The 20895-nt window shown below is 41.9% G+C and carries 19 protein-coding genes; 8 read left to right on the plus strand and 11 right to left on the minus strand.

The genetic code is table 11. From position 1 onward, the window contains the following. Window positions 1–1101 carry a glycosyltransferase gene (locus CS948_RS08000; protein ID WP_099291170.1) on the minus strand — a complete coding sequence of 367 codons (1101 nt, stop codon included), beginning with the start codon at window positions 1099–1101 and terminating at the stop codon, window positions 1–3. A gap of 211 nt (window positions 1102–1312) precedes the next feature. Between CS948_RS08000 and CS948_RS08005 the strand changes: the two genes are divergently transcribed. The 4 genes from CS948_RS08005 to CS948_RS08020 all read left to right on the plus strand — a co-directional run bounded on the left by CS948_RS08005 (window position 1313) and on the right by CS948_RS08020 (window position 6677). Beyond that, entirely contained in the window at window positions 1313–3787 is a 2475-nt protein-coding gene (locus CS948_RS08005; protein ID WP_099291171.1) for a YfhO family protein, read from the plus strand. Window positions 3788–3805: 18 nt separating this feature from the next. Further along, window positions 3806–4387 (plus strand): ORF6N domain-containing protein, encoded by a 582-nt coding sequence (locus tag CS948_RS08010; RefSeq protein ID WP_099291172.1) that lies wholly within the window; start codon window positions 3806–3808, stop codon window positions 4385–4387. A gap of 97 nt (window positions 4388–4484) precedes the next feature. Further along, complete coding sequence (locus CS948_RS08015; protein WP_099291173.1) at window positions 4485–5849, plus strand: PCMD domain-containing protein; 1365 nt, start codon at window positions 4485–4487, stop codon at window positions 5847–5849. A gap of 12 nt (window positions 5850–5861) precedes the next feature. Further along, window positions 5862–6677, plus strand: coding sequence for an outer membrane beta-barrel protein (locus CS948_RS08020; RefSeq protein WP_099291174.1), 816 nt, complete (start codon window positions 5862–5864; stop codon window positions 6675–6677). A 43-nt stretch (window positions 6678–6720) separates the two neighbouring features. Here the strand turns inward: CS948_RS08020 and CS948_RS08025 are convergent, their stop codons facing one another. Further along, window positions 6721–7962, minus strand: a complete 1242-nt coding sequence (locus CS948_RS08025) for a peptidase U32 family protein (protein WP_099291175.1) — start codon at window positions 7960–7962, stop codon at window positions 6721–6723. A gap of 161 nt (window positions 7963–8123) precedes the next feature. Here CS948_RS08025 and CS948_RS08030 point away from each other — a divergent pair, with 161 nt between their 5' ends. Both CS948_RS08030 and frr read left to right on the plus strand, forming a co-directional pair. After that, window positions 8124–9377 carry an energy transducer TonB gene (locus tag CS948_RS08030; protein ID WP_099291176.1) on the plus strand — a complete coding sequence of 418 codons (1254 nt, stop codon included), beginning with the start codon at window positions 8124–8126 and terminating at the stop codon, window positions 9375–9377. 64 nt (window positions 9378–9441) lie between these two features. Beyond that, on the plus strand, window positions 9442–10005 hold the full coding sequence (gene frr, locus CS948_RS08035) for a ribosome recycling factor (protein ID WP_099291177.1): 564 nt from the start codon (window positions 9442–9444) through the stop codon (window positions 10003–10005). Window positions 10006–10074: 69 nt separating this feature from the next. On the opposite strand, the gene kdsB is transcribed toward frr, so the two are convergent. From kdsB to CS948_RS08055, 4 genes are read right to left on the minus strand one after another with little or no spacing between them, the layout of a single operon-like run. Then, window positions 10075–10818 (minus strand): 3-deoxy-manno-octulosonate cytidylyltransferase, encoded by a 744-nt coding sequence (gene kdsB, locus CS948_RS08040; protein WP_099291178.1) that lies wholly within the window; start codon window positions 10816–10818, stop codon window positions 10075–10077. Window positions 10819–10835: 17 nt separating this feature from the next. After that, window positions 10836–13355 (minus strand): M1 family aminopeptidase, encoded by a 2520-nt coding sequence (locus tag CS948_RS08045; RefSeq protein ID WP_099291179.1) that lies wholly within the window; start codon window positions 13353–13355, stop codon window positions 10836–10838. 8 nt (window positions 13356–13363) lie between these two features. Further along, window positions 13364–13717 carry a polymer-forming cytoskeletal protein gene (locus CS948_RS08050; protein ID WP_099291180.1) on the minus strand — a complete coding sequence of 118 codons (354 nt, stop codon included), beginning with the start codon at window positions 13715–13717 and terminating at the stop codon, window positions 13364–13366. A 15-nt stretch (window positions 13718–13732) separates the two neighbouring features. After that, window positions 13733–14080: a polymer-forming cytoskeletal protein gene (locus CS948_RS08055; protein WP_099291181.1), complete on the minus strand. Its 348-nt coding sequence runs from the start codon at window positions 14078–14080 to the stop codon at window positions 13733–13735. Window positions 14081–14610: 530 nt separating this feature from the next. Between CS948_RS08055 and CS948_RS08060 the strand changes: the two genes are divergently transcribed. Together CS948_RS08060 and CS948_RS08065 are read left to right on the plus strand one after the other, a co-directional pair. Then, a complete protein-coding gene (locus tag CS948_RS08060; RefSeq protein WP_099291182.1) occupies window positions 14611–15807 on the plus strand; it encodes a hypothetical protein in 1197 nt (398 codons plus the stop codon). 31 nt (window positions 15808–15838) lie between these two features. Beyond that, window positions 15839–16222 (plus strand): hypothetical protein, encoded by a 384-nt coding sequence (locus tag CS948_RS08065; protein WP_099291183.1) that lies wholly within the window; start codon window positions 15839–15841, stop codon window positions 16220–16222. 88 nt (window positions 16223–16310) lie between these two features. Here the strand turns inward: CS948_RS08065 and CS948_RS08070 are convergent, their stop codons facing one another. The 5 genes from CS948_RS08070 to CS948_RS08095 form a co-directional block, all read right to left on the minus strand. Beyond that, complete coding sequence (locus CS948_RS08070; RefSeq protein WP_099291184.1) at window positions 16311–17300, minus strand: beta-ketoacyl-ACP synthase III; 990 nt, start codon at window positions 17298–17300, stop codon at window positions 16311–16313. A gap of 110 nt (window positions 17301–17410) precedes the next feature. Beyond that, entirely contained in the window at window positions 17411–17596 is a 186-nt protein-coding gene (gene rpmF / locus CS948_RS08075) for a 50S ribosomal protein L32 (RefSeq protein WP_099291185.1), read from the minus strand. A 16-nt stretch (window positions 17597–17612) separates the two neighbouring features. Further along, window positions 17613–18125 (minus strand): DUF177 domain-containing protein, encoded by a 513-nt coding sequence (locus tag CS948_RS08080; protein WP_255301915.1) that lies wholly within the window; start codon window positions 18123–18125, stop codon window positions 17613–17615. Window positions 18126–18607: 482 nt separating this feature from the next. Next, the gene (locus tag CS948_RS08090; RefSeq protein WP_099291187.1) at window positions 18608–20011 is read right to left on the minus strand and encodes a retropepsin-like aspartic protease; all 1404 of its coding nucleotides are present in this window, start codon (window positions 20009–20011) and stop codon (window positions 18608–18610) included. Between the two features lie 37 nt (window positions 20012–20048). Continuing rightward, complete coding sequence (locus CS948_RS08095; RefSeq protein WP_099291188.1) at window positions 20049–20894, minus strand: hypothetical protein; 846 nt, start codon at window positions 20892–20894, stop codon at window positions 20049–20051. Window position 20895 lies beyond the last annotated feature (1 nt).

Raw genomic sequence — 20895 nt, forward strand, 5'->3', positions numbered from 1 at the left:
TCATACCTGCTGATATAAAGCAATCATGGTGTCAACATTTTTCTGCCAATCATACATTTTCTCCACTCGTTCCCGACCGCTTGTTCCTAAAGCAAGTCGCAACCTGTCGTCCAGAAAAAGACGTTCCATGGCTTCCGCTGCAGCGGCGACATTCTCCCTAGGCACAATCAACCCGTTTATTCCGTCTTCCACAATTTCCACGAATCCCGGGGCATCGGACACGAGCACGGGACATTGGCATGCCATGGCTTCCACTATCGCGACTCCAAAACTCTCACTTCTCGAAAGAGCTACAAATACATCAAAATCATTCAATATCGCCGGCAATTCATGATTCGGTACACGCCCCTCAAAAATGATATCATCTCCTACTCCCGAATCTTCTGCCTGTTTTTCAAGTTTTCCTCTCAAACTTCCATCCCCGACAACACGCAACTTCATGCTTGTTTTAGCATATTTCTTCCGGAACAAAGCGAAAGCATCGATAAGTACATCAATCCCGTAACCATACTCCAACGTCTTCACAATCCCCACGGTGAATACCCCGTCGGGCTTTTTCTCCAACTGCCGGAATAAACTGACGTCCACTCCAAAAGGAGTGATCTCTATCTTCCGGGATGTATATTTCCGGGTTTCTTTTGCCATCACGTGACTCGTTGACAAAATGTGATCCGTCCGTTTCAATATAAAACGGATTATTCGTTTCCGAATATCGCTTTTCGAGGGGTAGACAAAAATATCCGTTCCCCAAACAGACACCAAGAGAGGATGAAATCCGGACAAAACCCCGAACAAACCGTTATCACTGATGCAATGGGAATGTACCAAATCCGGTTTGTAAGCACGAATCTGTCGCTTGATATCCCAAACCAAAGGGATATAGTACCAGAATAGCTTAAACAAGAAAAACGATTTTATCCCCCGTGCATTTCTTTCCTTGGTAAAGCCACGCACCTCCGCGTTCTCCATGTTTTTATAAAACCCCTCTTCCTTGTAAGGCCTAAAACTATATAGCAATATATTTATTCCTCTCTCGGATAACGACTTCACCCATTTTTGGGTATGCACGGCAACCGGATTAGCCAACATAAAAACTTTCATAACTCTCTTGCATTTTTAGAGAAAAAATAAAAATCTAAAAATACAAATAATTTGTCTACCGCCTAATCCAAGGCATACATTTTTCAAGAAATACGAATGCCATCGTCCCACCAAGACCATCCCCTTCTCACAATTTTTAAATACATTCCTCTATTTTGATAATTATATTTTTTACTTTCGCGAGAAATCGAATACATTAAAACACAAAAACATGAAGATGCCGAAGCTCAAATCGTTTTATCCTTATCTTGTAGCTTTTATCCTATTTGTCGTTATTGCCTACGCTTACTTTCCGGCTTTATTCGAGGGCAAAATAGTAATGCAATCGGATATTTCCTCGTGGCGAGGGGCGGCGAACGAGATTATACAGTTTCGGGAACAAACAGGAGAAGAGCCATTGTGGACAAACTCCATGTTCAGCGGAATGCCAACCACAATGATCTCCACGGAATATAAAGGCAATTACTTGAAAAACGTGTATGACGGTCTGTTCGTGGGACCTCGCCCTGCCAGCTATCTGATTTTAGGGCTTGTCAGTTTCTACCTGTTATTACTGGCTTTCGGGGTAAACCCGTGGTTATCTATCGTGGGTGCTCTCGCTTTTGGTTTCTGCTCGTACAATTTCCAGATTCTTCAAGTAGGACATAACGCAAAGATGGTGGCAATATCATTAATGCCAATGGTCTTGGCTTCTGTCGTTTTCGCCTTCCGCAAGAATCGGTGGCTGGGGGCGGTATTCTTCGGGATAACGCTTGCTTTCCAAATCATGGCGAATCACCCGCAAATCACGTATTATCTCGCTTTTATCGTTTTATTCTACGGAATAGCACAATTATACAAAGCCGTCAAGGCAAAAGCACTTCCCGCCTTTTTTAAAACTGCCACGTTACTCGTGGTAGCGGTTCTATTCGCGGCAGCCACAAATATAAATCACTTGTGGCCGACGTGGGAATATAGCAAGTACACGATGCGAGGCGGGTCGGAATTGACCTTGAACCAAAATAGCCAAACCAAAGGCGGGTTGGATAAAGAATACGCCACCGCGTGGAGTTACGGGATTGACGAAACCCTCAATCTGATGATACCGAACTTCAAGGGTGGAGCCTCCGGCGGAGCGTTAGACAAAAATTCGGAAACATACAAATTCCTGAATAGCCAAGGAGCGTCGAATGCCGATCAAATCATTCAACAATTACCCTTGTACTGGGGCGAACAGGCATTCACGGCGGGACCTATGTACATGGGAGCTATCGCCATTTTCCTTTTCGTGTTGGGACTCGTGTTAATCAAAGGACCCATGAAGTGGTGGATAGTGGGAATTTCTTTACTGGCTCTATTCTTGGGCTGGGGACGAAATTTTATGTTCCTGTCGAGTTTCTTCTATGATTACATCCCGCTATACAACAAATTCCGGGTGCCGTCCATGATATTGATCGTGTTACAGTTGACCATTCCTTTGCTAGGGATATATACCCTGAACAAAATTCTTAACGGGGAATACGAGAAAAAGACTCTGCTCAAAGGATTGAAAATAGCCGTAGGAGTTACCGGTGGTATTTGCGCCTTGTTCGCGTTATTACCCGGTTTAGCCGGAAGTTTCGTTTCACCGGCAGACAGTCAATACCCGGATTGGCTCAGACAATATTTACCCCAAGACCGGGAATCCCTGCTTCGCTCGGACGCATTCCGTTCTTTGGTATTTATCTTATTGGCGGGCATCGTTATTTGGGCATGGATGATTCAGAAAATCAAAAGTACACATGTCGTGATCGTCATGGGACTATTGATTCTTGCCGATATGTGGACCGTGGATAAACGTTACCTCAATAACGACCACTTTGTAAAACAACGGGAGTTTAACAATCAATACCAACCTCGTCCCGTGGATCAAGCCATCCTCGCAGATAAAGACCCGAATTATCGGGTACTGGATATATCCGTGAACACGTTCAATGATTCGCATACCAGTTATCATCACAAGACGATCGGGGGATACAGTGCCGCCAAGTTACAGCGTTACCAAGATATTATTGATTATTTCATCTATCCCGAGATGCAAAGTATCGGTAAAACGCTGGAAAGTTCTCCAACACTCTCTGCCATGGAAGAAAGTCTTTCCAAACAAACCGTGTTGAATATGTTGAACACGAAATATGTCATCGTGCATGCCAATTCCGCCCCCGTCAACAACAAATACGCTTACGGAAACGCGTGGTTTGTCAAGGATTATGAACTCGTGAACACGCCGGATGAAGAATTACTCGGGCTGAAACAAATAGACCCGAGAGAATCTGCCGTCATCAGCAAAGAGTTTGAATCCGTCATTCAAGATAAAGGTTTCAATTTTGACGAGAACGCCACAATACAATTGACCTCTTATGCCCCGAACAAATTGGAATACAAGACTTCCGCAGCAAACGAACAATTGGCCGTATTCAGTGAAATATATTATCCCAAAGGCTGGAATGTTTATATTGACGGTAACAAAACCGATCTTCTCAGGGCTGATTATATCTTACGTGCCGTCATAGTCCCCGCGGGAGAACATACCGTTACATTCGAATACAAACCGGAGTCTTATTACATGGGAGCCCGAATTTCGGCTATAAGTTCAAGTCTTCTTTTGTTAGCTTTGTTGGGTGGTATTGTATTCTATATCATGCGGTATATGAAGAAAAAAGAATAACGCAAGAGCATATCAATCATGGACCATCTTCAATTAATACAGAGTAAGATATACGAAATCCGAGGACAGAAAGTGATGTTGGATTTCGATTTGGCGGAATTGTATCAAGTGGAAACAAAACGTTTGAAAGAACAAGTAAAACGTAATATTGAACGTTTTCCCGAAGATTTTATGTTTGTTTTATCCACTCAAGAATGGAAAGAACTGGTCGCAAATTGCGACCAGTTGCCCGCAACAATGAAACACAGCTATGTCGCACCTTTTGCTTTTACCCAAGAAGGTGTTGCTATGTTATCTGGAATATTACGTTCCGGAATCGCTGTCCAAGTAAATATATCTATCATGAGAGCATTTGTAAAAATGCGTCAAATAGTATTAGAGGCACCTTTAGATAAAATTAGTCTTTTGCAAAAAGAAATGAGAAATTTGAAAGACTATATCGAAGATATTTTTGCAGACCAAAATACTATTAATGAAGATACAAGTATACAGCTCGAATTGATAAATCAAACACTGGCAGAATTACAAGCCCAAAATCGACAACCCAAAGAAAGAAGACGCATAGGATACGAATTACCGGGAAATAATAACGATAAATAATAAACAAATAAGTACCAAACCAATAACTTTGTACCCTCATTTCCGTATTTATACGGATGGCATAAAAATTGCTGAGTATTACGAAAATTAAATTTATATGAGAAAATATTACGGGATTCTTTTACTAGCACTTGGATTATTCAGTTCATGTGAGAAAGTAAGCAAGTTAAGTGACGATGCGGAGATTGTTTCTTTCTCAATTACTGATCAAACAGAAGGGATCGTATTAAATAAAGAAGGCATTACCGTTAGTAATAACGTGGTAAGTATTCCATTGGATTACGGAAGGAAATTATTTCCACTCACGATAAAGGCTAATATCAAATTTTCTTCAACTACAGATAAGGCCATTAGCGTGGATGAAAATCCATTAAACCTTAAAGAGCTTACATTCAAGGATGTATATACTCCACAATCTTTTTACCTTATTTCAGAGAGCGGTGTACCCCACTTGGGGCAAATCGTATTAAAGGATAAGCCTAACGCAGACATTACTAACTTTCATATTACGAATCATGCTGAAAAGGATGTAAATGTTTCCATTCATGATAATAATATCCGAATTAACTTCAAGAAAGATTTCAGCTGGCCAGTAACTATTGAGGCTGACATTACTCATAACGGAGAAATCAAAGCCGGTTCTGCAATATCTCCTTTCACGTTTTCCGGTCCCTACGATAAAAAACAAATCATTTTAATCGCAAAAGACAATCAAGACGAACGTGTTTGGAATATACAAGTTGTTCCGACAATTGAAAATTCCAATTTTGAATTATGGATTAACGAAAATACTTCTAAAGTAAACATAGATCCGACACCGGGCAAGGGGCTTGGATGGGCAACGGCAAATAATTCATTCGTACAAGGGACTACTCCGGTTCCTTATCAAAACGGGTACGCCGCTCAACTCCAGACAGGCATCCAAAATTTAAGCGGTTTGGGTATCGGAGAGTTAATAACGGCCGGAACAATATTTACCGGGTACTTCCAAATAAATATTTCTGCTTTAAGCAATCCCCCGTTAATGACCTATTTCGGAATACCATTTATCATGCGTCCGGAATCCATTTCTGTTGATGCCAAATACGAAGCTGGTGTAAAATTCCAACGCTCAGAAAAAGTGGGACTAAATTCTTACAAATTAAAAGATACGACAGGAGTTGACCAAGGACGTATCTGGGTTGAACTACTTCGCTGGGAAGGTAACGGAGAATTAGAATATCACGGGGATCCCGTTGACGGCCTAAAGGTTTTAGGAAAAGGGGAAATCATTTTTGATGGAGCGAATACAGCATTACGCAACTGGAACAATTACACGATCCCGATTAAATACGATAGCAAGTACAAAGATCTGGAACCGACACATATATCTATTGTAATGACTTCCAGTAGACAAGGAGATCTGTTTATCGGAGCTAAAGGTAGTACCTTAACCGTTGATAACGTTGTTGTAAACTTTTAACCTGAAAAGAAAATGAAACTGATATACCTTTTACTTGCACCATTATTTTGTACTTTAAATACCGTTGCCCAAGACAACAATCAATCAAAGCCTAACACGACTTCAGTAGATACTGATGATCAAGTAGAATATCGATTCGCTCTTGGAGTTCAGCTGGGAACTGATATTGGCGGGGCTATCCCGTTTCCGTTCAGTAATGTTCCGGACGTGTTCAACCCCTATCCTAAACTTTCGCCATCATTGGGAGCAAAACTAACTTTCCCTGTAACAAAGAAATGGACATTAGGCGCAGAACTCACGTACAAAAAAGTGGCTATTGATGCTGACGCCCGTATTGATGACCAGAGATTTCATGACGATAAAAACAATATTATTTCCCGTTTTTGCGGCTCTGCCGAAATGTCAATGGATTTTACCATGCTGGAAGTTCCTCTTTATTTCAAATACACGTTTAGCAATCAAAAAGACCGTATTCTGGTTGGACTCTACGGGGCATGGATCATTAATGCCAAATTTCGAAATACGGTGACCAAAGGATACATGATGACCGATGATAAAGTCTATAACGGTTCTATTGACCCGAGTAATCCTTTGCATATTAACTTTAGCAATATTTTGGATAGCTGGGATATGGGGTTCATTGCCGGATACGAACGCCAACTATTTCCCCGTATCGAACTCGGGTTACGGTTTAGTTGCGGATTCAAAGATATATTCAAACCCAGCAATCAATATTTCGATTATAAAATGCTGCACATGAGAGGAAGTTTGGTCTTGAGTTACAATCTATTTAACATCAAGCCACCCAAATTGAATCCATTCAAATAACCATAAAATAAAAGGCCGCAACTCATCATTGCAGCCTTTTGTTTTATAAATTATCCACCAACTTATACAGTTTATCCGAACGCCTTAATTTCATCTCGCAAGGCATAGAGAATACGGCGCCTTTCTCTACCCGCTCCACGGGATCTAATTCAAGACGAAGTTCCGGAACGGTCATTTGTACCACTCCCGTACTTGGACCGACAATCATCACCTCATCACCTACTTTCAAGTCGTATGATTCCAGTTTAAATTCTCCGACCTGCAATTTCGTGAAATAGTTCGTGACTTTACCGATACATATTTTTTTCTTGGTGGCTTTCGAACCATATACTTCACTCCATTCTCCCAAACGTTGTCCAAGATAATAGCCATCCCAAAAACCGCGGTTAAACACCGAAGCCAGCCGTTCTTTCCACGCGGCTATCTTCTTCGCATCGTAACTTCCGTCCGTGTAGGCATCCAATGCTTCGCTATAGCACTCGCAAACCGTCTTCACGTACTCGGCAGAACGGGCACGTCCTTCAATTTTAAACACCCGCACACCCGCGTCAATCATCTTATTCACGAACCCGATAGTACATAAATCTTTCGGGGACATGATATACTTGCCATCCACCTCCAACTCGATATCGCTTTCGGTATCTTTCACCGTGTAGGAACGCCGGCAAATCTGGTAACAAGCCCCCCGGTTGGCGGAGGCGTTCATTTCATGAAGACTCAAGTAACATTTCCCGGAAACAGCCATACACAAGGCTCCATGAGCGAACATCTCGATTTGGATTAATTCTCCCTTGGGACCCCGCAAATCATTCTGCACGATTTGACGATGAATCGTCATCACTTGATCCATGTCCAACTCCCTAGCCAGCACGACAACATCGGCGAACTGCGCATAAAACTTCACCGCCTCGTAATTCGTGATATTACATTGCGTGCTGATATGCACCTCTACCCCGACAGAACGAGCGTACAGAATAGCCGCTATATCCGACGCGATAATGGCAGTTAATCCCGCCTCTTTCACGCAATCGATAATACGGTGCATCTTATCCAGTTCATTATTATATATAATCGTGTTCACCGTGAGATAAGTCTTCACCCCTCTCTCGCTACAACGTTCCGCTATATTTCGCAAATCATCCAACGTGAAGTTAGCCGACGAACGGGAACGCATATTCAATCCCTCGACGCCGAAATAGACGGAATCAGCCCCCGCCTGTAATGCAGCTTCCAGTGATTCGTAGGAACCAACCGGTGCCATCACCTCAAAATCTTTCCTTTTCATATCGTTTCTTTAAGAAGACAAAAGTAATCCGCTTCATCGAGAATCTACCCATTTTAGATTTAAAATTTACAAAACACTTAATATTCATTGCAAATACCAAAAATTCACTCTATATTTAGCTGTGAGAAAAGAAAGTAATCTATCACGCTAAGACACGAACCATGATATTCAAGCCATACACCCTTAATCGACAACTTGTCACCAAGTTACAAGTATTATTCGCGAGTATGTTCCTTCTGGCAGGAACGCTTCCGACCATCGCGCAACACCATCACGAACAGACTAAAGACAGTACCGAAGATAATAAAGTCTACATGTTCGTCGAAGAAATGCCCGTTTTTCCCGGTAATCTGAATGCTTGGATATATAGCCACGTGCAATACCCGGAAGCCGCTAAAACCAAAGGTATAGAAGGCAAAGTGTACGTTCGTTTCATTATAGAGAAAGACGGAACGGTGAATGACGTGAAAATCATCCGGGGCGTATCCACCGAACTGGATAACGAGGCAAAAGAAGTGATTGCTTCCATGCCGAAATGGTATCCCGGCAAACAAAACAACACGCCCGTCCGAGTATATTATACCGTACCCGTCTATTTCGCCTTGAAAAGTACCGCTCCTAACGTGGAAAGACGCACTTTCGACAGGTATCTGAAAGCCCTTGAGGCAAACGAGGCGAAATTAAAACAAGGCACGGACACGGTGGCTTCCTCCTCCGCCGAAATGTACCGCCTGTACTTGAAAAAGCGTTACGGTTCGGACAAAGCCGCCTACAAAGGATTGGTTACTTCTGCCCGGGAACAACAACAATCTTCGGAAATCATGCTGAGCATCGTGATGCCTTCCCTCGCGCTGCCCGCGGAAGATAAAAACATGATTCTGAAATATTACAAGGAAGAGTGGGACGAGCAAATCAGACTGATAGACAGCCTCCCCGAGGAGAATTTTATCACACGATACGTGAATATCACCCCTCGTTTCCAAGAAAACAAAGTCATCCGGGAAATCAAAATACGGGATTACTTGGGATTAAAGAAATTCAAAAAGTACGTGGAAGAATGTATCTTCAGCCCCGGCAAGTTATTCCGAACGATTGTGGCTAACCCGCTTGCCGGCAAATGGGAAAAAATATCCGAGAATGGAGTTGAAGTTAAACACCCGATACAGAAGGAGTTCTATGACGATTTCTCGTTCCTGACGTCCGACGGCACAAAAGGCACCTACAAGATTACGGCAGGGCAACTCATTGAATCCTCCCAATCCGTGAAGGTAAAAGATATCATAGAATATACCGCCACGTACCAGTTCGAGGCAAACAACCAGATTCTCGTACTCACGGGAGAAGCGAAATTAAAATTGGCAAACGGAACGTTGAAAAACGTACAGGTAAAGGAAACGTGGCGTAGGATAGAGTAAAAATACAGATTTTTTTATACCTTTGCTTGGTTCGTAATGAATATTAAATCAAACTAAAAAATATATGAACGAGGAAGTACAATTTTATCTCGACGAAGCAAAAGAGAGAATGGAATCCGCTCTGAATCACCTTGAATCCGAACTCAGTAAAATCAGAGCGGGAAGAGCCAACCCCAAAATCCTACAAGACGTGCTGGTTGACTATTATGGTAGTCCTACCCCGTTATCACAAGTAGCCAATATTTCGGCTCCCGACCCGAGAACCATTGCCGTTCAACCGTGGGAGAAAAGCATGATAGCCCCGATTGAAAAAGCTATTATGACCGCTAACCTCGGATTAAACCCGGATAACAACGGAGAAATGATCCGCATCAATATCCCGCAACTTACCGAGGAACGCAGACGCGACCTCGTGAAACAAAGCAAAGGTGAAGCCGAAACTGCCAAAGTAAGCGTTCGTAACGCCCGCCGGGACGTGATTGAGCAAGTAAAGAAAATGGTAAAAGACGGGCTTCCCGAAGATATGTCCAAAGATGCCGAAGCCATGGCTCAAAAGATGACCGATGAATACGGCAAAAAAATCGATGAATATCTCGCCAAGAAAGAGAAAGACATTATGACAATTTGATGCTGGCATCAAAGATAAAAGTTAAAAGCTAAAAGTTTGATATACGAATCGTAACTTTTAGCTTTTAATTTATATTTTTTCCAAGTCTTCTGGAGTATCTATCCCGACCGATTCATGATCGGTAATACTTATTGCTATCGTGTACCCGTTCTCCAACCAACGCAATTGTTCCAACGACTCCGCTTGTTCAAGAACTCCTTGGGGGATAGAAGTTATCGCCTTCAAAATCTCCGGACGATAAGCATACATTCCGACATGCTTGTAATAAGGAGTCCGGGCAAGCCACCCGTCCCGTTCCACACCCCGGCAATAAGGAATCGGGTTCCGGCTAAAATAAAGAGCCGTATTCTTCACGGAGAACACCACCTTTACTTTATTCGGGTCAAAAACATCATCATTCCGTTCAAAAGGCTTCGCCAGAGTAGCAATCTGCACCGCCGGCTCTTCAAAACGGGAAATCAAAGACTCTATCTGTCGCGGGATAATAAACGGTTCATCCCCCTGCACGTTGACAACAACCCCGAAATTCCGGTTCAAAGCCTCATGCACCTTCACGTATGCCTCGTAACACCGGTCTGTTCCGCTACGATGCTCGGTAGAAGTCATCACCGCGCGTCCCCCGAAGGCCGTCACGGCATCATAAATCCGTGCATCATCAGTCGCCACGTAAACATAGTCGGATACCGCTGCCGCTTTCTCGTAAACATGCTGCACCATGGGCTTTCCGGCAATCTCAACCAACGGCTTCCCCGGGAAACGGGTAGAAGCGTAACGAGCCGGAATCAATATCAATGAGTTTTCTCGAACATTCATAATCTAATCTATAAACATTATCGTTCACGTTCCTCCGCGTGAAGGCGTCGTAAATGGTCTGAATTGGATAATATCTTTAATTTCAAATTCTTCGGGTAATTCGGGTGCTTTTCCAAGAAAGCATTCACCATAGAATACGCGTTCTTGCTGGTATGCCCGGAGAGTCCCGCGCTCAACCATGCCGACGGGAAAAATATATCGCCTGTTTCTTGAACTTCTTTCAATTTATCCAGCATTCGCGGAATGTATTCTTCTGCCTCCATTCTCCGGCGGGGATGATTCAACCAACGCAAACTCTCCTCCACCCAAACCTCGTTCACCCGGTTTTCATTCTTCAACAAAGCACTGAACACACTGTCCCGCACTTGTTTGTTACCGGAAACCGAGGGCAACACGTAAGCGAAATGATTCAACAAATCCTTATTCTTTATCGCCCCGTTAATATGCTTCTCCATTCCCCCGTAAAGATTGGAATCCCGCAACACGAGATTAAACGCTATCTTGATTTTATCGTCATCACTGACCGTCAAACCTGCCAACTCCCTCTCACCATTTAATACCTCTTTAAAAAACTCCCCGATCTTGGGTGAGGAATAAAGCGTCAGTAAAGTATTGAAATAGGATTTTTTATTCCCCGCACCATTATCAATCATGTTCACGCAGAAACGTTCCAACTCCTCCTGCAACAACTGTCTTCCCCCCTCATCCAGATAAGTCGAATAAACAGTCCTCAAGAAACTTAAGGTTCGATTCACTAGCAGATTATTCTTTTCATGAGGCAAATGTTTCATACAAAGTTTCACGAAGAACTCTCCTTTCACCTTCTTGTTCAACACGCCCTCGTACAACAACTGCCAAGCGACTGCACGATAAAGCGGATTTCCTATCTGGTTCAACTCTTTAGAGAGAAATTGTACACTGTACTCCGTCGGCAGGAAACAACCGTATCCCGACACATCGCAATCCGGCAATATCACGCCCGGGTTCCTGAAAGGAGTCAACGTATCCTTCAACACCCGCGCTTGACGATACAGCCGCCCTCCGGCACTCATCCAATAAATCGAAATCGCTTGCGGCCAAACCCGTTTTTTGCCACTTTCATCTATCATGGCAATAGCATCCTTGCCAAACTCAATCACGGGAGCACCGCTCTCCTTTATCCAGATTTCATTCCACGTTTCCAGATCACGTCCCGTTGAACTCGCCAGCAGATGAATCAAATCATCCCAATCCGCGTTGGAATACGACCAGCGACGCAAGTACTTCCGTAAACCCATTTGCAGCTGATACTCGGAAATCTCCCGCTCCAGCATACGCATCACGATAGGAGCCTTGTGATAAATAATATCCCCGTATAATGTGCCTGCATCCTTCAAGTTATTCAATTCCTGCAAGATCGGATGTGTCCCTCTCGTGCGGTCTGTCCGTAATGCCGGTTCATAATGATTCAAGAAAAAGTTCAACTGATGATTCACCTCCGGGTACAACTGTGCGATAATCTTGTCTGCCATGAATCCGGCAAACACCTCTTTGAGCCACACGTCGTTAAACCACTTCATCGTGACGTAATCACCGAACCACATGTGTGCCGTCTCATGCGCAATCAATTCACTCCGTTTCATCTGTGCCGTCAAATCCGCATCCCGGTCAAGGAAAAGAGTCGATGACTTGTAAAAAGTCGCTCCCGGGTGTTCCATACCCCCGTACTGGAAAGCCGGAATCGCCACCACATTGTACACCTCAAACGGGTAGCGGATTCCCGTGTAGCGTTCCATCCATTCCAGCGAATGGCTCACTTGCCTCGCAATCTCCGGAATACTGGCATTGATTTTCGCCGTATCCATTTCCCGGTGATAAATCCCGATCCAACGGTTATCCATGAATCGTTCCGTGTACGAGAACCGCCCTACCGAGAATGCAAATAAATACGTGCTCAAAGGTTTCGTTTCCCCGAACTCGTAAAGTTTATAATCATTAAAATATTCCACCCGAATACGTTCCCCGTTCGCTATTGCCTGCCACCCGGCGGGAATTTTAAGCGTCAACTTGAAACGCGCTTTTATATCCGGCTGGTCGAAACAAGGCATTAATGTCCGGCAACGATCCGGCACCAGCAAGGTGTACATCAAATCCTCGCTTCTGTTCAGAGAGGACTCTCCCGCTATAAACTGGATATTCAACTCGTTCCGTCCCTCTTTCAAATGTTCCGGCTGAATAATGATATGTTCGTTCTTGAACGTGTAAGGAACCCTCTTTCCCCCGGAAGTAACAGCCAGAATTTTATCTTCCGTTTCCTTGAAATCAAGAACAACCGGGGTTAATTCCGACAACTCGAAGAAGATTTCCGACTCTGCCATGATAGGCTCCTCACTCTCCTTGGGAACAGAGAAATATAACCGGTAAGATACGCCCCCGATATTGGATTTACGTTCCTTCGCCAGTTCAAGGGAAACACCCTTGTCTACCTTTTCCTGTGCCTTCTCACAAGCGACCAGCGATAGCAGTATAGACACTACAACGGATACACGACACGCCACGTTATTAATTATTTCTGTTTTACATCACGTTGGATATGGCATTCACCATTAAATACAGCACCCGACTCGATAGCGATATAAGCCGCTTTAATCGTTCCCGTGAACACGGATTTTGCTCTCAATGAAACCGAACCGTCCGAAACGATACTCCCCTCCATCGTACCCAGAATATCCACGCTCGGGGAAGTCACTTCGCCCTCTACCCTCGCCGTCTGCCCGATAATCAGACGTCCCGTCGTGATAATCTTTCCTTTTATAGTACCGTCGACACGTATATCATTCGTTGCATGAAGATCTCCGGTTATTTGAGTTCCTTCACTTAATAAATTTAACGCTACTTGTTGTTGTACTTCTTTTCCCATGATTTTGCATTTACTTTATTTTCTTACCAGACGTAACCACTTCATATCATATATCTCCCCCTCGATCCGCAACTTTCCCGTTTCCACTTTCCCACGCAAAACTGCGTTCTCGCCTATTATCAAAGAATGAGTATCCACGTCACCTTCAAGCACTCCCTCCACGTATAACTCCCGGCAAAGCACCTTGCCCGTCACGAGCGCTCCTTTTCTCACTTCCACTCGTCCCCCCGCTGTAATATTACCCAAAATTTTACCGAATAAGCATAAATCCCCGGGCAGACTCATATCTCCCCCCACCACGGAATCTTCCAAAACAACCGTTTGTCTTTTTCCTTGACAGTCCGGATTCACACTTTTTTCCATCTTAGTTGAGTAATAAACGACCAAATATACAACAAGTAATTTAAAATCGAAAATATTTTTTCCAGTCTATAAAATACTAAATTACAAGCATCTTATTCTAAAAGAGATAAATCAAATCTAAAACAGCCCAAACACTATAAATTCTATTTCTATAAAAATACATCAAATTCGAGGAGATTACAAATATTTACCAAAAATGACTCCAGTAGCATTTTTCTATTTATAATAAAAACAAATTACATTTTGCCAATTATTTATTTGTATGTATTAATCAATATTAATCACATACATCCTTTAATCCAAATATTATAACACACCAAAGGTTTAGTATACTTGTTTTATATAAAATAATTACACTTCGCAAATTGGAATCAATTTCACAACAACAAGAAACATAATAAATATATATATAATCAAATAATTCATCTATGCAGCTAAAAAAAACTTCATATCCATTCTGTTTAATTTTTTTATTCAAATTTTAATTGCTACCTTTGGTTTAGTATCAATATACATAAATCATCAATATTATGAAAACAGAAATTATTTTTACTTCCATTCTTATTATTCTTATTGGGCTAGCAGCCTGTCAAGATAAAGATTTATCCACGGAGCAAATGCCACCTATTATTGACAATACTTTACAATTATCACGATCGATACTAGAAAGAAGAATCGTACTAGATTCTATATCTGTGAATACCGAAGGCACCTTGGTTTTTGATACAGAAACAGCTTATTTGGCAATAACTGATACATTATTACATTTTACAGACGACGAACTAGATCGCTGGGAAGAATCTATAGGTTTTAATTCCTTAAGGAAAAAACTCAACGAAATTTATAACCAAGTTTATGCCATAAATAATATAGATTCATTCCCAAATTTAGTGAAAAAAAATGCTGACTATATTGAGTTAGAACACGGATTTATAACCCCTATTGTAAAAGCAAAATTTTACAGGAATATCCTCAATGAGAAAAATTATTTTTACATTGGCAATGATAAATATGAAGTTTTAGATGGAACTTCTGTTCGAATTACTACAATTGAAGGAAAAAACTCAAACATTCCACAACCTATTACTTTTTCCTATTGCAAACCAAACAGATCGTCTAATGTATCTACTTTATCATCTTCTAAATTCCCTCGTCCTCCTTATTATTATCCAGAGGGACTTGAATCGGATTACGAAGCCACAGGCAATAAAGGAGCTGCAATGTGTAGTTATGGCTCTGTCCAGTATCATCTAGCTCCATATTGGCTAGACAACTATCTTATTATAAAGTATAACGTAACAAGAAACATAACAAAAAAAGAAGAGCATCTTTGGGTAATTTGCTATTATCTTGATCTCGACATGTTTTCATACTGTATCCGTGATGACAAATGGATGTATTATATAAACAAAGATCAGCACCTAGAATGTAAAGAAATAAATGCACTCCTTGTACAAAATCCAGGAGGAATGGTTGGTTTGAGATGTGGATATGAAATTAGGAATGAAAGTGGTTACGCATGGGGAAGTCCAAATACCGAATATCATTTTTCACATTCGTATCCTTTCATATATTATAGCTCAACCTCTCATATTGATTGGTGTTCATATCCAAGTATTCCTCCTCTACATAGCATGACTAATTTCTCAATGAAAGGAAGAATATACCCCAATACTTATTGTATTGCATTCGGGTATAACACAACTATGCCAAGTACTACTTATTGAGGTTTAAATTTTCAAACATAACTGTACTAACATGAAATTCACTATATTTATCATTTTTATTACCATTATTTTTTCTTGTGGTAAAAATGAGAATAACTCCGATTGCTTCAAAAGTAAAGATGTAAATATCAAGATAAACACAATTCCTTTTTTCACAGCCTATATTGGAGAGAAATGTCTAATTATAGGAGAGGTAAATAAACCTCTAACTATGCAAATATTTGTCGATTCTATAAAAATCGGAAAAATATTCCAAAAAGACACACTTACATGGATTCCAGAAGAAAATAAATTTAAACTTGGAGAAGAACATTATATTCATGCATTAGTTTATGTCTGCGCTCACGACAAAAAGGGAGAAACAGAAATGATACATACTCAACAAATTACCATTTCAAAACGCAATGAGAATTGAAAAAATTAATTAATTGTTACTAGAAAAGTTTATAGTCGGGATATTTATCCTAGCCATAAACTTTTCTTCCCCTTTTGATTCTCCCTCACTAGTATCCCCACTTCACGAGCATAGCTCCCCACGTGAACCCGGCACCGAAAGCGGCTAGAATTAGATTATCTCCTTTTTTCAACTGGTCTTCCCACTCGTACAGGCACAACGGGATTGTCGCGGATGTCGTGTTACCGTATTTATGGATATTTACCATCACCTTGGAAGCATCCAATCCCATTCTCTCGCCGGTAGCCTTGATAATTCGCAGGTTCGCCTGATGCGGCACCAACCAAGCAACATCTTCCGATGTGAGATTATTGCGTTTCATGATCTCGACAGAAACGTCCGCCATATTCGATACGGCATGCTTGAACACGGGTTGCCCCTCCTGATAAATATAATGTTCTCTTGCCGTCACGGTTTCAATGGATGGCGGCTTCAAAGAACCACCCGCTTTCATGTGCAGGTGAACCCGCCCCATACCGTCGGAACGAAGAATATGATCGATCACCCCCACGTCCTCGTGCGTCGGTTCAAGCAGTATCGCGGCGGCGGCATCACCGAAAATCGGACAAGTCGCCCGATCCGTGTAGTCCGTGATTGCCGACATCTTCTCGGCTCCCACGACAACGACTTTTTTATAACGCCCACTTTCCACGTACTGCGTGGCAGTCGTCAAACCATATAGAAATCCGGAACACCCGGCATTCAAATCAAAACTAAACGCGTTCTTGATTCCCACCATATCGGAAATCACATTCCCGTTTGCCGGGAAATGCATATCTGCCGTTACCGTGCAGCAGATCAAGAGGTCGACTTCTTCCGGTTTCAACCCTGTTTTACGAAACAGATCCTCTACCGCTTTGGCTCCGAGGTAAGCACTGCCTTTATCCGTATCCCGTAATATACGCCGCTCTTTGATCCCGATACGTGTCATGATCCACTCGTCCGTGGTATCCACCATCCGGCTCAACTCCTCGTTGTCTAAAATGTAATCGGGATAAAACGCTCCTACCCCGGTGATTACCGCTCTTGGCCTTTCCATAAAAATATCTTTTCAAAATTAAACAGAGAACCGCCACCTATAAACAATCATAGCCCCCTTTTTACAGGGGGCTCTGTATTATTCAAGGCAATTCCCGTCATTGCACAAAATTATGCAACGACAGCTTTCTCGATAGCTAATTTACCCCTGTAATACCCGCACTCAGGGCATACAGTATGATACTGTACCGCAGCACCACAATTTGAACACTTTGCTATTGCAGGAACAGTTGCCTTATCGTGAGTTCTTCTCTTATTCCTTCTCTGTTTAGAGACCCGGTGTTTAGGATGTGCCATTTCTCTCTAGTTTTATTTAGTTATTATTAATTAATTTCTTCAATTCATCCCAACGGGGATCAATCTCATCACTCTCTTCCACTGTCATATCCTCAAGCACTCGCTCCATCTCCTCGTTACATTCGCCCTCGGGATGAACCACTCGAATAGGATAATTCAGCATATATATTTCGTATAGCGGCTCACTCAAATCCAGATAATCCTCATCTTGCGCCAAGATAATAAAATCATCATCATTCCCCTCTTCCCTTCCCCCGTACGTCGCGTACAAGTTCAGTTCTCCGCTAATTGATAAATCCATCTCCTCCAAGCAGCGATCACAAATAGCTTTCACCGCCCCGTCGATCTTCATCCGAACCTCCATCAGCAAGGATGATTTCACGATCTCCACTCTCGCGTTTACTTTCCCTTTCGTCCCTTTTGTCGCATCAAAACAATCGAAAAAATTGTCATCCATGACAAACTCGAAAGAGTGAACGCCCTCCCCTAAGCCCCTGTAGGCTATCTTATATTCTTTCAATCTGTCCACGATTCTTCAAGTAAAACGGCGCAAATGTACAAAAAAAATAATACGTTACACCATATACTATGTTTTTTCTCGGGAAAAACGCTTAGCCTTTTGAGTTAAAAGTTTATAAAATTTAAATATTCCTGTTAACTGTCTCTGGAAAAGAATATATTTACTTGGCTCGTCATATATAAAATCATTTACTGTAAACCTGCCCATATCCAGCATATTGAATTTATTCTCATCTAAGAGCCTGTTTAAATTTTCTGTATTAATAATTTTATATCGGCAATTTTTACCATATCGAATGTAAGTTCATAATTTCGGGATAGTCTTCTATCGTGATCAAACCACACGAATGTTCTTTCCACGATCCATCTTTTGTGTATAGGTCTGAATCCTTGTTGCTTGTATGCACTAATGACGATCTAGGATACCCAATATTTACACCCCCTAACGAAATTTAAACAGGCTCTTAATTAGCTTAATTTTTATCCCAAATCTTACAATCCCTTTGATAAAAACACCTCCGCCTTCACCTCATACACCTTCCCCTCCACATCCCGAACCGTCACAGTCTTCACCCCACGCTCATGGAGCAATTCGTCAATATTGGGAGTATCCAATGTCACTTTCTCCAGCGGTTTGCCATCCAAAGCAACTACCGTCCATTGCGGAGCCAATTTCTTTCTTGCCTCTTTTCCCCACACGGCAGCAATCTTCAATTCCCCATTATCAGCCCCCGTCATCACGGGACGACGATCTCCTTCCCACACCCCAGCATCTGCGTAAGGTTCAAAATGATAACGCCCGTTAGGATAGTCAAGAACGAATTTGCCCAAATCCGTCGTCTGAAAACAAAGCAACAAATACCCTATTCCCCCGGTAATAATCGGCACCTTCTCGAAAACAGCATCTCCCAAATGAAGACCCGTCATCCGTCCCCGGTAAAGCTTATCGGTCTTCACCATACCGCCCACCATCGTTCCTATAAAACCGTTCCCTTCCTCCACGTCGCCAATAATCCCAGCTTGCGTCCATTGTTCAAACCCTTCTACAGAAGGTAATCCAATAGCACCCGTTCCATTTCCCGTGTCGAACAATGCCGGTACATCATGAACCCCGCCTTTCCCCCTTACCTTGATAGAAAGTAATGGTACATTATTCCAAAGCCTCAATGTATCCCAACGAGAAGCAGAAGCATCCGCCTGATCTGAAAAAGTGATTATCTTCGCACGAGAGTCAACAGTCACCACGTAATCATTGATAATATTCGCTCCAATCGTTCCGTCTACACCCAAATGTTGAAAAACAAGATTATGCACACTCATTACTACCGCCTGTTTATTCTTCACCGCCAATTCTCCTAACAATAATTCTGGAATTTCAGCCATAACAACTTGCCCGTCAATTCCCTGCATGGAATTACCTGTCTGTTGATAAGCCAACTTCTCTGCATTTACCAATTTATCGGATACGCAAGTAATTCCAGCACACGTGTCAAACAGGAAGTAATACGTATGCCCGTTGATCACCACCTTCACCACCGGAACTCCTTGACGGAACTCGTAATTCAACGTTACGCCACGCTCCAACCGAATATTATTTCCGGAAGCCACTGCCGTCGCGGGCATTCCTCCTTGCGCCGGGGTTTGTATTCTAGCCATCTCTTTCAGTAAATTGACATACTTTTCCATCTCCTCCTGCGCCTTCTTCACTTCACCGGAATCAGCATAACAATCCACGAAAAGCAATTTCCTTTCGTCCAACGCCTTCTCCACGGTCTTCTTCCACGAACGGGCAGATTCAAACAAAATCCCTTTTGATTGACTTCCTCCATTTTCTTGCTGTGCCTGAATTCCAGCAGAAAGCAAAATACCAACTAACAATACAAATAATGATTTCATGATTCTATTTTTTAATTTGTCATTATGATAGAAATAACTATGGATATAATCGCTTTATAAGGCTATATTCTGCCCACGGGGTATAAACGGCATAATCATACTTTCTAAAATTAGCAGCTAAAAAGTCAAGTTCAGCTTTAATACTAACAGTATTCCCCTGCAATGTATTATTAATCGCATTGATATACCTTTCTTTCTCTTCCTGAGTATAAATTACAGGATTATTCAGATCATATTTCAAATACAATAACACTTGTTCTGCTCCTAAATCCGCGTATCGATGAGCATACTGTATCATTGCAACATCCAACAAAAAAGTCACTTCGAATTCAAAGTTTTTTTCATATTGTGCTTGCATATAACTTTCACCGAACAACAAATACTGCCAATGGTGCATCAATTCATGAATCAATGTGGCCAATTCAGTACCTTGTATCCCTCCTATTACACCAACCTGTAAATCCCTAAATATAATTGTTTTCGTCCCTTGATCATAACGAGCCCAAAGCCTAGGATCAGCTTGCAATTTCGAATCTTTTTCATCAAGCTTTATAAAAGCCTTACTTTCTCTCTTCCCTCCAACAGTTTGGTATATTTCATACATGATCCGTCGATAACAAGGATTATTTAAAAGAAAGGATTCAAGTTCTTTTGCTAATAACCGAATTTTGTCCTCTCGAAAACTTAAAGTCCCTCTAAATAAATCTTGTAACTGATTCATGGTAAGACAATATCGATCTGGAGCATCCCAAATATAATCACAAACCACTATATCGCCATCGTCCATGTTCGCCATCATAGTACCAATTTCATTTTCTTGTAAACAACCGGAAAAACTTATTACAAACAAAATAACAGAAATAAATAATATTAATTTCTTCATA

Origin of the sequence: Butyricimonas sp. Marseille-P3923 (assembly GCF_900184685.1) — a bacterium.
Classification (GTDB): domain Bacteria; phylum Bacteroidota; class Bacteroidia; order Bacteroidales; family Marinifilaceae; genus Butyricimonas; species Butyricimonas muris.

Coding starts and splice junctions, on each gene's coding strand:
- CS948_RS08000 (WP_099291170.1), bottom strand. CDS start 1,101: ATGAAAGTTTTTATGTTGGCTAATCCGGTTGCCGTGCATACCCAAAAA.
- CS948_RS08005 (WP_099291171.1), top strand. CDS start 1,313: ATGAAGATGCCGAAGCTCAAATCGTTTTATCCTTATCTTGTAGCTTTT.
- CS948_RS08010 (WP_099291172.1), top strand. CDS start 3,806: ATGGACCATCTTCAATTAATACAGAGTAAGATATACGAAATCCGAGGA.
- CS948_RS08015 (WP_099291173.1), top strand. CDS start 4,485: ATGAGAAAATATTACGGGATTCTTTTACTAGCACTTGGATTATTCAGT.
- CS948_RS08020 (WP_099291174.1), top strand. CDS start 5,862: ATGAAACTGATATACCTTTTACTTGCACCATTATTTTGTACTTTAAAT.
- CS948_RS08025 (WP_099291175.1), bottom strand. CDS start 7,962: ATGAAAAGGAAAGATTTTGAGGTGATGGCACCGGTTGGTTCCTACGAA.
- CS948_RS08030 (WP_099291176.1), top strand. CDS start 8,124: ATGATATTCAAGCCATACACCCTTAATCGACAACTTGTCACCAAGTTA.
- frr (WP_099291177.1), top strand. CDS start 9,442: ATGAACGAGGAAGTACAATTTTATCTCGACGAAGCAAAAGAGAGAATG.
- kdsB (WP_099291178.1), bottom strand. CDS start 10,818: ATGAATGTTCGAGAAAACTCATTGATATTGATTCCGGCTCGTTACGCT.
- CS948_RS08050 (WP_099291180.1), bottom strand. CDS start 13,717: ATGGGAAAAGAAGTACAACAACAAGTAGCGTTAAATTTATTAAGTGAA.
- CS948_RS08055 (WP_099291181.1), bottom strand. CDS start 14,080: ATGGAAAAAAGTGTGAATCCGGACTGTCAAGGAAAAAGACAAACGGTT.
- CS948_RS08060 (WP_099291182.1), top strand. CDS start 14,611: ATGAAAACAGAAATTATTTTTACTTCCATTCTTATTATTCTTATTGGG.
- CS948_RS08065 (WP_099291183.1), top strand. CDS start 15,839: ATGAAATTCACTATATTTATCATTTTTATTACCATTATTTTTTCTTGT.
- CS948_RS08070 (WP_099291184.1), bottom strand. CDS start 17,300: ATGGAAAGGCCAAGAGCGGTAATCACCGGGGTAGGAGCGTTTTATCCC.
- rpmF (WP_099291185.1), bottom strand. CDS start 17,596: ATGGCACATCCTAAACACCGGGTCTCTAAACAGAGAAGGAATAAGAGA.
- CS948_RS08090 (WP_099291187.1), bottom strand. CDS start 20,011: ATGAAATCATTATTTGTATTGTTAGTTGGTATTTTGCTTTCTGCTGGA.
- CS948_RS08095 (WP_099291188.1), bottom strand. CDS start 20,894: ATGAAGAAATTAATATTATTTATTTCTGTTATTTTGTTTGTAATAAGT.